This window comes from Defluviicoccus vanus, assembly GCF_014672695.1.
GTDB classification, from domain to species: domain Bacteria; phylum Pseudomonadota; class Alphaproteobacteria; order Rhodospirillales; family Defluviicoccaceae; genus Defluviicoccus; species Defluviicoccus vanus.
This window is the reverse complement of sequence record NZ_CP053923.1, coordinates 3,966,434-3,978,654: the sequence shown is the minus strand read 5'-3', so window position 1 is coordinate 3,978,654 and position 12,221 is coordinate 3,966,434. Positions and strand designations below refer to the sequence as shown.

Here is a 12,221-nt window from a genome sequence, read left to right as displayed (position 1 = left end):
ATCCGGCCGGAAGGCGCCTGCGTCTGGCGCAAGGCAGTCTGAGCCATGCGGCTGCGTTCGCTTTTGCGCTGGCTGCCCTTCAAGCGGTTTCGCCACCCGCCACCGGTGGTCGCGGTGGTGCGGTTGAGCGGCATCATCGGTGCGATGGGCCCTTTCCACCGCGGCTTGGCGCTAAGCACGCTCGCGGCCACCCTGGAACGCGCCTTCAAGCTCGACGGCGTCAAGGCGGTGGCACTGGCCATCAACTCGCCCGGCGGCTCGGCGGTCCAATCGGCACTCATCGCCAGGCGGATTCGCGCCCTGGCCACCGAACATAAGCTGCCGGTATTCGCCTTCGCCGAAGATGTCGCGGCGTCCGGCGGCTACTGGCTCGCCACCGCCGCCGACGAGATTTTCGCCGATGAAGCCTCGATCGTCGGCTCGATCGGGGTGATTTCCGCCGGCTTCGGTTTTCCCGAACTGCTGCAGCGGTGGGGTATCGAACGGCGTGTGTATACGGCGGGAGAAAGCAAGAACGGTCTCGATCCATTCCTGCCGGAGCGCGCCGACGAAGTGCGCCACCTGAAGCAGCTGCAGGCCGACGTGCACGAGGCCTTTCGTCGCCATGTGCGGGAGCGCCGCGCCGGAAAACTCAAGGCTGCCGAAGACGACCTGTTCAACGGCCGCTTCTGGAGTGGCAGGACAGCCCTCGGCCTCGGTTTGATCGACGGCCTCGGCGATTTGCGGGCAACGATGCAGCAGCGATTCGGCGACAAGGTGCGCCTGCAGCTGGTGGGCGAAAGCCGCCGCTGGTGGCAGCGGCGACTGGGATTGCCGGGCGTGAGTGCTCGCGCACACGAGGTTGACCACATCGTCGGCGCCGCCCTTGCCGCAATTGAGGAGCGTTCATGCTGGAGCCGCTACGGACTCTGACGTCGGCGCCGGTCGAGCCGCTGCCGGACGGTCGCGCTCCCCGGCACGAGCCCATCGCCGGGCAATGGGTGATGCTTGAGCCGCTCGATCCCGCCCGGCATGCGGCCGACCTGTTCAACGCTGGTGCCGACGAGGCGATCTGGCGATGGCTGTGGTACGGTCCCTTCGACGACCGGGCGGCCTTCACCACTTGGCTGGAAGCGTGCGCCGGCAGCCGCGATTCGTTGTTTTTTGCCATCTGCGAGCATGCCAGCCGCCAAGCCCAAGGCATGGCGGCGCTGCTGAATATTCGTCCCAGCGACGGCGTCGCCGAACTGGGTCACATCTGGTTCGCCCTCTCCTTGCAGCGCACCGCGGCGGCAACGGAAGCCCTCGCCCTCCTCATCCGCCATGTTCTGGGCAACCTCGGCTACCGGCGGTTGGAATGGAAGTGCGACGCCGCCAATCAGCCATCGCGCCGAGCAGCGCTGCGGCTTGGCTTTCGCTTCGAAGGCATCTTCCACCGCCACATGGTGGTCAAGGGACGCAACCGTGATACCGCCTGGTTCTCGCTGCTTGCCGAAGAATGGCCGGCGACGCGGCGGGCGCTCGATCGCTGGCTCGCCCGGGATAATTTCGACGCGGAAGGCACTCAGCGACGCGCGCTGGCGGCGATCCGCGCCGATGATCCCGCCGCCGGGATCTTGACCTCGGGGCCATTACCCACCTAGATCAGGCGCATCATGATCGCACCCGCCCTTCGCCTCGTTCTTATTGCCGCCGCCGGCGCCACCGCCGGCTGGCTCGGCTCATCCTTCTGGCGCCGCACGCACAATGCCGAGACTGACGCCACCGACGGGGCCGCGCGGGCGCGGACCGGCGACGAACGGCGCATCCAAACCGTCGTATGGTGCGAAACCTGCCATGCGCATATGGCGCTTGAGCATTCCTGCGAGGCGGCAGGGGTGCGCAAGGTCCCGGCGAGCGGCCCGGCGACACCGCTTTCGCCCCTGGTCGGCGACCTCTCCGCCGGCTAGCCCGTTCCTCGGTCTGCCGGGGCCACAAGGGACCGCCCGTGGCCCTTGCACGCCCGCGGCGGATTTGCCGCGGGCCAGAGTCAGCAAGAGTATCGCTGGCTGGCGCGCGGAATGTCGTCATTCGTCGTCTTTTGTCGTCATCCGGTGACGGTGATGTCGTCATTTTCCGGCCGAAGCCGTCTTGATGTCGTTCTGTTCGTCATCATTGTGTTGTCCTCCCTTGCGGCGTCGACGAGAGAGGGATAGGAATATTATCAAACGCAGCTCGTTGCCGCAAGCTCCAACGCTGCAGCCGACACGCCCGGGCCCAGCGCCAGGGTTTGTGCGAGAATCGCCAATAACAGACTCAACTGCTTCGGTCGAGCGAGGCCGCTTTACCTCAGGGAGCGTCGCTTAGGACGAAGAGCGCAAAAGGCGTGAAGTGCCACATCCCGACATTCGCTCCCGCCGATGTTCTCGCGTTATTCAGGAAGTGGGTGCCCGTATCAACGAGCCGGGGAAAAGAGCTGAGCAGGTTCTGAAAATCCTTTCAGGGTTTCAGAACCTGCTGGCTCAAATTCGAGATCGACACCAATACACGCATCCCTGACTTCCCAAGATACAAGGATGACGTTTGTTTGCGCGATGTCACACCGCTTGACAGAGTTTGTCAGGCCTTTGCAAGAATTTCTATCACCTTGTCCGCATCGTCTAGCGAGTCCACCGCCACATAGGCGAGAAATTGTGTGCCGATCACGGAGGCAGAGAAGCCGCGCAGGCTAATTCCCCCGTCGGCCAGCTTCTGAGTCAACTCCGCGGCGATGCCCGGCCGGTCACCGCCCATGACTCGAACGGAATGGAGGGTATGCGCAACGTTAAAACCCACCTGCGCGGCTGCGGCGATTTCCCTGTCACCTCGGAGTGGCGTGACGAACACTACTCCCTTGCCGGGTTCTGCGCGCCGAGCGATGATGAATTGCAGGTCTGCGCCCGCTTCCCGCAGCTCAGCCAGCACGCGTGCAAGGTCGCCGGGTCTGTCTTCGATGGTCGCCGCCCACACATCAACACGTTCTACATATTCCACGAGAGGATCCATAATAGTCCTCCTTCCTCTCAACTTGTTGTGCGCTAAGTACAGTCTCGGTCATGACTCGCCCAAAAGCAAGTCGCAGCGGGGACTTCTTGACGGAATTCGCCTTGAAGCCCACCCCGTGTAGGCCGCCGTCACGCTTAGCCGCGAGTCAGCGCACTGCATTCGGGCTACCCATCCGGTATGCCGCTGATAGCGGCGCGAAAGCGCCGAGGGCCACTGTGGGTCACGGAGCGCCGCATGGGGGCCGCGCCACCGTGTACGGTCTACCCTTCGACAGCGGACATGTCGCGAACAACGGCAATCGACGTGAATGGGATGTTGCGGTTTCATTCATCCGCTGCTCTCAGTCGATCCCGCTCACGCCCCTTCCTCCCCCTGCCTTGACCCCCTCCGAGGTCGGCAGTATCGTCCGCCCCCATACGAAAGCGCCCGGTAAGGGCGGCGATCTTCTATTGTCCTCTTCGCTCCCCTCCTGCAATCGGTGCCATGGCTTCCAACCGGCCGTCTTTCCAATCGCTGATCCTGTCGCTGCAGACCTTCTGGGCCGAACGGGGATGCGTCATCTTGCAGCCCTACGACATGGAAGTGGGCGCGGGAACCTTTCATCCGGCGACGACGCTGCGCGCGCTCGGTCCCGAACCCTGGCGCTGCGCCTACGTACAGCCGTCGCGGCGGCCCACCGACGGCCGCTATGGCGAGAACCCCAACCGGCTGCAGCACTACTATCAGTTTCAAGTGCTGCTGAAGCCCTCGCCCGCCGACTCCCAGGATCTCTACCTGCAGAGCCTTTATCACCTCGGCATCGATCCCAGCATGCACGACATCCGCTTCGTCGAGGATGACTGGGAGAGCCCGACGCTCGGCGCCTGGGGCCTCGGCTGGGAGGTCTGGTGACGGGATGGAAGTCACCCAGTTCACCTATTTCCAGCAGGTCGGCGGCATCGAGTGCAACCCTGTCGCGGTCGAACTGACCTACGGCCTCGAACGGCTCGCCATGTACGTCCAGGGGGTCGAGAACGTCTACGACCTGGACTTCGATGGCTGCGGTACCACCTACGGCGACGTCTTCCTGCAGAACGAACGCGAAGGCTCCGCCTACAACTTCGAATACGCCGATACCGAGCAACTGTTCCGCCACTTTGCCGATGCCGAGGCGGAATGCACGGCATTGCTGGCGCTGGCGAAGCCGCTGGTGCTGCCCGCCTATGACCAGTGCATCAAGGCAAGCCACCGCTTCAATCTCCTCGATGCCCGCGGTGTCATCAGCGTCACCGAACGCGCCGCCTACATTGGCCGGGTGCGGACGCTGGCCAAGGCGTGCTGCGAAGCCTGGCTCGCCAGCCGCGGCCACGGCGGCTGATCGCGATGGCAATGATGATGTACGGCTTTGGGTGCGGCGGCGCCCTCACCCCTACCCTCTCCCGCAAGCGGGAGAGGGAGCAATATTCCCTCGCCCGCTTGCGGGAGAGGGAGGGCCCGCACAGCGGGAGGGTGAGGGCGCGCGCAGCCGGCCGAGGGAGGCCAAGTCTAATGCCCGAGTTTCTGCTCGAACTGTTGTCGGAAGAGATTCCGGCGCGGATGCAGGCGCGTGCCGCCGACGATCTCAAGCGCCTTGTCTGTCAGGGCCTCGACAAGGCAGGGCTGAGCTATGGCCGTGCGGCAGCGTTCGTGACGCCGCGGCGGCTGGCGCTGGTGATCGATGGATTGCCGGAACACCAACCAGATGTGACCGAGGAACGCAAAGGCCCCCGCGTCGGCTCGCCGGAGAAGGCGGTGCAAGGATTCNTGCGCGCCGCCGGATTGACCAGCCTCGATCAGGCGGAGGTGCGCGACACCGACAAAGGCCAGTTCTATTTCGCCGTCTCGACGAAGAGCGGCCGGCCGACCGTCGATATTATAACGGAAATAATTGGCGAAATCATCGAGGCATTTCCTTGGCCGAAAGCTATGCGCTGGGCAGAAAACAGACGCTTTCGCTGGGTAAGGCCATTACATCGGATACTATTTGTTTTCGACGGCGTGTCATCACATTCCCTTCGTGTACAAATGCCGTTTCGGATGGGCCAAAGTGCTCTCGGCCAGCGGCTGATGGACTTCCTCGATGTACCGAGCGGGAACTCGACTGTAGGTCATCGCTTCCTGGCTCCCAACCCCTTTGCCGTGACCGGCTTCGCCGACTACCAAGCGAAGTTGCGCGCCGCCAAGGTCGTCCTCGACCCGGCGGAGCGGCGGCAGATCATCCATGACGGCGCTGAGCGACTGGCGGCGGCGGATGAGCTGACGCTGCGCGACGATCCGGGGCTGCTCGACGAGGTGACCGGTCTCGTCGAATGGCCGCTACCGATGATCGGCAAGATCGATGCCGCATTCATGGATGTGCCGGCCGAAGTCCTGATCACCGCGATGCGGGCGCACCAGAAGTACTTCTCCCTTCTCCGCGCCGACGGCTCGCTGGCGCCGCACTTTATTCTCGTCGCCAATACCGAGTCCGCCGACGGTGGGGCGGCGATCGTCGCCGGCAACGAGCGCGTGCTGCGCGCCCGGCTGTCGGACGCCAAGTACTTCTGGGACCAGGACCGCAAGCGTCCGCTGGCGACGCGGGTGCCGAAGCTGGCCGAGCGGGTGTTCCATGCCAAGCTCGGCTCCGATCTGCAACGGGTCGGACGGTTGGAGCAACTGGCCCGCTCTCTGGCACCGCAAGTTGGCGCCGATCCCGACTTTGCCGCCCGTGCCGCCCATCTCTGCAAGGCCGACCTGATGGCGCAGATGGTGGGCGAATTTCCCGAGCTGCAGGGAATCATGGGCCGCTACTACGCCCGCAACGACGGCGAACCGGCTGAGGTCGCCGATGCGATCGCCGAGCACTACGCACCCAAGGGGCCGTCTGATCGTTGCGNNCCAACCGCACCCGTCGCCGTCGCCGTGGCACTGGCCGACAAGATTGATACCCTCGCCGGGTTCTTTGCCATCGACGAGAAGCCGACCGGGTCCGGCGATCCCTTCGCGCTGCGCCGCGCCGCGCTTGGCCTCATTCGCCTGATTCTCGAAAACGGTCTGCGGCTGCAGTTAGTCGCATTGCTACGCGCGGCACTCACCGCTTATCCGGAGGCGATCGTCGGCAGCCGCAGCGAAACCATCGCCGCCGACCTCCTCGCTTTTTTCGCCGACCGGCTGAAAGTGCACCTGCGCGAACAGGGGGTGCGCCATGACCTGATCGCTGCCGTGTTCGCCGATGGCCGGGAGGACGATCTCGTTCGTCTTTTGGCCAGGGTGGAGGCGTTAAGAGACTTTCTCAACACCGATGACGGTGCTAATTTGCTGACCGCCTACCGACGGGCGAGCAATATCGTTCGCATCGAAGAAACGAAAGACGGCGTGCGGTATGAGGGGGAAGTCGAAACAGGGCTTCTCTCCGAGCAACGGGAAACCGAGCTATATCACGCGCTGAGCGAGGCACGTGGGCGCATCGCGCAGGCGCTCGCAGGGGAGGAGTTCAGGGAGGCAATGGCAGTCCTTGCCGGACTGCGCNCCCCCGTCGATGCTTTCTTCGATCAGGTCCAGGTGAACTGCGCGGATCGGGATATCCGGGTCAACCGGTTGAAGTTGCTGTCGCAGATCCGCTCAGCGCTGGGTGGGGTGGCAGATTTCTCACAAATAGAAGGGTAGGAAGCACGCAATGACAAAATGGGTTTACTCGTTTGGGGACGGGAAAGCAGAGGGTGGTTCGAAGGACAAGAACCTCCTCGGCGGCAAGGGCGCCAACCTCGCGGAGATGAGCAACCTTGGCATCCCGGTTCCGGCCGGTTTCACCATTTCGACCGAAGTCTGCACCTACTACTACGAGAACAAGGAAACCTATCCTTCCGACCTGAAAGACCAGGTCACCGCGGCGATGGCCGGCGTCGAGAAGATCATGAGCGCCAAGTTCGGTGCAACTGACGGTCCCCTCCTTCTCGTCTCCGTCCGCTCCGGTGCGCGGGCATCGATGCCGGGGATGATGGACACCGTCCTCAATCTCGGCCTCAACGACGTCACGGTGCAGAACCTGGTCAAGCTGACCGGCAACGAACGCTTCGCCTACGACAGCTATCGCCGCTTCATCCAGATGTATTCGGACGTGGTGCTCGGCGTCGGCAAGCACGAGTTCGAAATTCTCATCGATCACTATAAAGAGAAGGTCAACAAGGTCTACGACGTCGACATGACCGCCGACGACTGGAAGGCACTGATCGAGCAGTACAAAGCCGAAGTCCAGAAGGAAACCGGCAAGCAATTCCCGCAAGATCCGCAGGAGCAGCTCTATGGCGCCATCGGTGCCGTGTTCGGCAGCTGGATGAACAAACGCGCCATCACCTATCGCAAGCTGAACAGCATCCCCGATCACTGGGGCACTGCCGTCAACGTCCAGGCGATGGTGTTCGGCAACATGGGTGACGACTCGGCGACCGGCGTCTGCTTCTCGCGCAATCCGTCGACGGGCGAGAACCTGTTCTACGGTGAGTATCTGGTCAACGCCCAGGGCGAAGACGTGGTCGCCGGCATTCGTACGCCGCAACCGCTCTCGCTGGCGGAAAAGACGGCAATCGGCTCCGACCTGCCGGCGATGGAGGAAACCCTGCCGTCGCTGTACCACGAGTTGGTGTCGTTCCGGGACCGGCTCGAAACGCACTACCACGACATGCAGGACATGGAGTTTACCATTCAGAAGGGTAAGCTCTGGATGTTGCAGACGCGCAACGGCAAGCGCACGGCTGCCGCCGCGCTGCGCATCGCCGTCGAAATGTGCGAAGAGGGTGTGATCGACAAGGCGGAAGCGGTGAAGCGCGTCGATCCGGCGCAACTCGACCAGCTGCTGCATCCGATGATCGACCCGAAGGCAACGAAGGATCCCCTCGGCAAGGGTTTGCCGGCATCGCCCGGTGCCGCGTCCGGTCAGATCGTCTTCTCCGCCGAAGATGCCGAAGCCTGGGCGAAGGCCGGTAAGAAGGTCATCCTCACCCGCATCGAGACGTCGCCGGAAGACATCGGCGGCATGCACGTCGCCCAGGGCATCCTGACCACCCGCGGCGGCATGACCAGCCACGCGGCGGTGGTCGCCCGCGGCATGGGCACACCCTGCGTCGCCGGTGCCGGTGAGCTGCGCATCGACTATGCGGCGAAGACGATCACCGCTGGCAACCGGGTGCTGAAAGAGGGTGACGTGATCACCATCGACGGCTCCAACGGCCAGGTCCTGAACGGCGAGGTGCCGAAGATCCAGCCGGAGTTGACCGGAGATTTCGGCAAGCTGATGGGCTGGGTCGACGAAATCCGCAAGCTGCGAGTCCGTGCCAATGCCGAAACGCCGCTCGACGCTTCGACGGCGCGCAACTTCGGCTGCGAGGGCATCGGCCTTTGCCGCACCGAGCACATGTTCTTCGATCCCCAGCGCATCATCCACGTCCGCGAGATGATCGTCGCCACCACGCTCGAGGAACGTCGCGCGGCGCTGGAGAAGCTGCTGCCTTATCAGCGCGATGACTTCATCAAGCTGTTCACCATCATGGCCGGGCTGCCGGTGACCATCCGCCTGCTCGACCCGCCGCTACACGAGTTCCTGCCGCACACCGACGCCGACTTCGCCGAGGTGGCCAATGCGGCCGGCAAGACCGTCGCCGACGTCAAGGCCAAGGCCTCGCAGCTGCACGAAGCCAACCCGATGCTCGGCCATCGCGGCTGCCGCCTCGGCATCACCTACCCCGAGATTTACGAAATGCAGTGCCGGGCGATCTTCCAGGCGGTGGCCGACGTGAAGATGAAGGGCGAGACGGTGCTGCCGGAGGTGATGATCCCGCTGGTGGCGGTGAAGTCCGAGTTCGACCGGCTGAAGAAGATGGTCGACGCCGTTGCCGCCGAGACGATGGAAAAGACCGGCGCCAAGTTCGAGTACATGGTTGGCACGATGATCGAGCTGCCACGGGCAGCGCTGATCGCCGACAAGATCGCCGAGGGGGCGCAGTTCTTCAGCTTCGGGACCAACGACCTGACGCAGACGACGTTCGGCCTGTCGCGTGACGATGCCGGCCCATTCCTCGTCCAGTATCAGGAGCTGGGGGTGATCCCGAACGATCCCTTCGCCAGCCTCGACCAGGAGGGTGTCGGTGAACTGATGAAGATCGCCTCCGAGCGCGGCCGCAAGACCCGCCCGGACATCAAGCTCGGCATCTGCGGCGAGCATGGTGGCGATCCGGCGTCGGTGCACTTCTGCCACTTGATCGGCCTGAACTACGTCTCCTGCTCGCCCTATCGGGTGCCGATTGCGCGGCTGGCGGCAGCCCACGCCGCCCTCGGCGTCGGCATGGTCAGCACGACCGCGTAAGCGACGAGTAGAGATAGATAGAAGACCACTTGGGAAGCGCGGTGTCGGAAGGCCGGCACCGCGCCCTCACCCTCCCGTCGCCACAGCCGACGGGCCCCCCCTCCCGCCCCGCGGGCGAGGGATTTTTCTCAACCTCTCCCTCCGGGAGGTCGGCGCAAACGCGCCGGGTGAGGGGACAGCCGACGCCGCTCAGTTTCGGCGTCGGGTAGGCCTCAGCGGCGCGGTGTCTCAGTTTGGAGCAGGGCCGGATGTCGCCATTCGCGACGATTCGACATAATCAGAAGCGGACTCGAAAAGAAGCGCTTGTCGGCGAAGTACGGACATGGGGGCAGCGGCACGACGTCCGAATCTTCTTGGCCACCGGCACTCCCAAAGCTGGCCCCGTCAGGACAGGCGAGACGTCGGAAAGTGCGCCGCGCGATACCTAGGCCGTCGTTGCGGGCGGCGGCGACGCGGCTATAGTGGGAAGGTCATTTGGGGGCGGACCCGGCAAATCGCTGTCGGTCTGCCGGGCTGGACGAAAAGGGGGGCGATGCCGGACACGCACGCGTCGGCGGTTACTGCTGGAAATACGATCAATCTCGCCCTCGACCGGGTGGCCGCGGCCGCCGACCAGTCGTTGGTGGTCGAAGGCCTGAGCCGGACCTTGATCCTGTTCGGGCTGCTGTTCGCCGGCGCCAGCCTCTGGCCGCCGGCGAACGTGGCCTGGGCAGGCATGGCCTCGCTCGCTTCCCTGGCCGGTGCCGCGCTCATGCTGCCCTACCGGCTGCCGCAACACCGATGGCTGGCGAATGCGCTTGGCGCGGGGTTGATTCTCCTCGCCGCCGCCGCGCTGGCCCTGGCGGTATGGACGGTGACGCCCTTGGCGCGGATTACGCCGTTCGCCGCCATGACGCCGGACTTCGATACGGCCCTCGCCGTCGCGAACCAGCACTATGGGGCGACGCCCTGGCTGATCAGCCGCGCCATCGCCGCGGTGCTGCTCGGGCTGCTGTCGATCGAGCTGATCGCCGCCTACTGGCTCTTGCTCCGGCTCGATGCCGATGAGCGCCGGCGCCTTGCGCAAACGACGCGGCGGGGGTCGCCGGCGCCATCGGCTGGCTGTTCGATCTGCCGCCCGCGGCAGGCCGGTATTTTCGCCGGGCGCCATTCTCGCTGACCCTCCTGCTCCTCGGCATGCTGTTGTTCATGACCGCGGCGACGAACATCGCCGGCGCATGGGTGATCCAGGCTATCGGCGCGTTGAAGGCGGTCGCCGACTGCTTCGACCGCGGGGGCCTCGATACCGCCTGTTTCGAGGGGATGGGGCAGGCCGCCGCCGGTGGCATGGCGCTGCTCGCTTTCTGCTCCGTCGTCGTCTTCCCGCTGTTGGGGACGGCGCTGACCCGGCTCGCCCGCTCCTGGGCCGCGCGATCCGCGGCCGAGCGCTTGAATGAGGACGAGCGTCCGTCGATCCTGTTCCTACGCTCGTTCGAGGACGACCAGGTGACACTCATGCCGCCGCGGCGCACTCCAATGCGGTTTTTGCTCGGGGACTGCGCCCGCCGAAGCCGCNTCGACACCCTGCTGCTTGAGGAGTTCCTCGACCGGGCGCCCNCCCGCGCGCTCGGGCGACAGAGGGAGCGCACCGGGAAGTTTCGCCCGTATGGGGCGCTGCGTGAATATNCCCCCGATGAGAAATGGAAGGCCCGGGTGGAGGAGCTTTCTGCGGATGCCGTCGCCATCGTCATCGTCTTCGATGCGGCGTTCACGCCGGGACTGTGCTGTGAGTTAGAAATGCTCGGCCGCAACCCGCAGTTTCGCGCCAAGACGGTGTTCGCCGTTCACTGCGACGTCCCGGCCAACGAGCGGGCCGCGGCGTGGCAGCGAATGGGCGAGATCGCCGACTTGTCGATCCCGGCCGTTCCCGACCTGCAGACTGTTTCGTTCGAGGCCACCGGCAGATGCTGGACCACCTCAGCCCGCCGAATTACGGCGACGACGATTCGCCTCGTAATGCAGCATAAATTTGCAATGCCGGCGCCTCTTGAAAATTCGAAATAACGGAATACCGCAACCGGCAACCGCGAAGCACGCATGCTCTGCGATTGTCTCCCACTTTTAAGAAATCCATGGAGGCAATATTGAAAAATACTCGTCGTTTGTCTTTGATAGCAACGATGGCGTGCTCCGTCGTTAGCACTTGTCCAATTACGGGTGCCTCGGCTCAGGCGCCCTCCACGCCCACGATAATTTCGAATATTCTTGAGTTGAAAACCGTGGAAGGCGATACCCAAACATCGCTGAGCTGCGGTATCGAAGCCGAAGGCAATGAACAAATCAAACTAAGCGATTTGCTCAATTCAAAGATCGTTCAGACGAAAAGCGGAGCTTTCACAGCCACCGTGATGACGCCGGCCGGCCCGATGATTATGGTGCGCGATCTTCAAGAGAAAAAGTGCGCGTCCAGCTTGTCAACAGAAATAACGCGGTGGTCGCCAATGAATGCGATTATGGCAGCTGGACCCTCAGCAACTGTAAGATTGGTTCGATGTTTCCAGTGACTACGCAATGGACGACGCGGCCAGTCTGGGGGCAGATAAGGGACGTCGCCGACAGCCTCAAAGCGGATTGCGCGGCCCTGATCGTCGAGATGAACAACAGATGGATCGCGGGGAGGCTCCCGTGCAGGGACAGTCACCCCTTCCGCAAGATAAACAATCGATTTTTGCGCGTAGAGAAGCACTTGTGAAGGCATTGATGCTCAAGGAGTAGGCCAGCGTTATCCATAAAGTTTTATCTTCTGTCTTCAACGTGTGCGTGCTTTGATTCCCAACTGTGAGGTTGTGGATAATGGGCATCGGACATGGACACCAGCCCGCCG

General features: G+C 63.7%; 8 protein-coding genes and 1 pseudogene. 8 read left to right on the top strand and 1 reads right to left on the bottom strand.

What is annotated here, in order from left to right:
• Positions 1 to 45: 45 nt before the first annotated feature.
• From HQ394_RS18195 to HQ394_RS18185, 3 genes are read left to right on the top strand one after another with little or no spacing between them, the layout of a single operon-like run.
• On the top strand, positions 46 to 912 hold the full coding sequence (locus tag HQ394_RS18195; RefSeq protein WP_190261374.1) for a S49 family peptidase: 867 nt from the start codon (positions 46 to 48) through the stop codon (positions 910 to 912).
• On the top strand, positions 888 to 1,622 hold the full coding sequence (locus HQ394_RS18190; RefSeq protein WP_190261373.1) for a GNAT family N-acetyltransferase: 735 nt from the start codon (positions 888 to 890) through the stop codon (positions 1,620 to 1,622). Before HQ394_RS18195 ends, HQ394_RS18190 begins: the two co-directional genes overlap by 25 nt.
• A gap of 12 nt (positions 1,623 to 1,634) precedes the next feature.
• The gene (locus HQ394_RS18185) at positions 1,635 to 1,928 is read left to right on the top strand and encodes a hypothetical protein (protein WP_190261372.1); all 294 of its coding nucleotides are present in this window, start codon (positions 1,635 to 1,637) and stop codon (positions 1,926 to 1,928) included.
• 649 nt (positions 1,929 to 2,577) lie between these two features.
• On the opposite strand, the gene HQ394_RS18180 is transcribed toward HQ394_RS18185, so the two are convergent.
• Positions 2,578 to 3,003 (bottom strand): ACT domain-containing protein, encoded by a 426-nt coding sequence (locus HQ394_RS18180; protein ID WP_190261371.1) that lies wholly within the window; start codon positions 3,001 to 3,003, stop codon positions 2,578 to 2,580.
• Between the two features lie 483 nt (positions 3,004 to 3,486).
• Here HQ394_RS18180 and HQ394_RS18175 point away from each other — a divergent pair.
• The 5 genes and pseudogenes from HQ394_RS18175 (at position 3,487) to HQ394_RS18150 (ending at position 11,901) form a co-directional block, all read left to right on the top strand.
• Positions 3,487 to 4,360, top strand: a pseudogene (locus HQ394_RS18175) (glycine--tRNA ligase subunit alpha).
• 170 nt (positions 4,361 to 4,530) lie between these two features.
• A complete protein-coding gene (gene glyS / locus HQ394_RS18170) occupies positions 4,531 to 6,666 on the top strand; it encodes a glycine--tRNA ligase subunit beta (RefSeq protein WP_190261370.1) in 2,136 nt (711 codons plus the stop codon).
• Between the two features lie 10 nt (positions 6,667 to 6,676).
• Entirely contained in the window at positions 6,677 to 9,358 is a 2,682-nt protein-coding gene (gene ppdK, locus HQ394_RS18165) for a pyruvate, phosphate dikinase (protein ID WP_190261369.1), read from the top strand.
• Positions 9,359 to 9,890: 532 nt separating this feature from the next.
• Entirely contained in the window at positions 9,891 to 10,517 is a 627-nt protein-coding gene (locus HQ394_RS18160) for a hypothetical protein (protein WP_223291705.1), read from the top strand.
• 964 nt (positions 10,518 to 11,481) lie between these two features.
• On the top strand, positions 11,482 to 11,901 hold the full coding sequence (locus HQ394_RS18150) for a hypothetical protein (protein WP_223291704.1): 420 nt from the start codon (positions 11,482 to 11,484) through the stop codon (positions 11,899 to 11,901).
• The last annotated feature ends 320 nt before the right edge of the window (positions 11,902 to 12,221 follow it).

Excerpts from the sequence above, each read along its gene's own strand:
- HQ394_RS18195 (WP_190261374.1), top strand. The coding sequence starts at position 46 with ATGCGGCTGCGTTCGCTTTTGCGCTGGCTGCCCTTCAAGCGGTTTCGC.
- HQ394_RS18190 (WP_190261373.1), top strand. The coding sequence starts at position 888 with ATGCTGGAGCCGCTACGGACTCTGACGTCGGCGCCGGTCGAGCCGCTG.
- HQ394_RS18185 (WP_190261372.1), top strand. The coding sequence starts at position 1,635 with ATGATCGCACCCGCCCTTCGCCTCGTTCTTATTGCCGCCGCCGGCGCC.
- HQ394_RS18180 (WP_190261371.1), bottom strand. The coding sequence starts at position 3,003 with ATGGATCCTCTCGTGGAATATGTAGAACGTGTTGATGTGTGGGCGGCG.
- ppdK (WP_190261369.1), top strand. The coding sequence starts at position 6,677 with ATGACAAAATGGGTTTACTCGTTTGGGGACGGGAAAGCAGAGGGTGGT.
- HQ394_RS18160 (WP_223291705.1), top strand. The coding sequence starts at position 9,891 with ATGCCGGACACGCACGCGTCGGCGGTTACTGCTGGAAATACGATCAAT.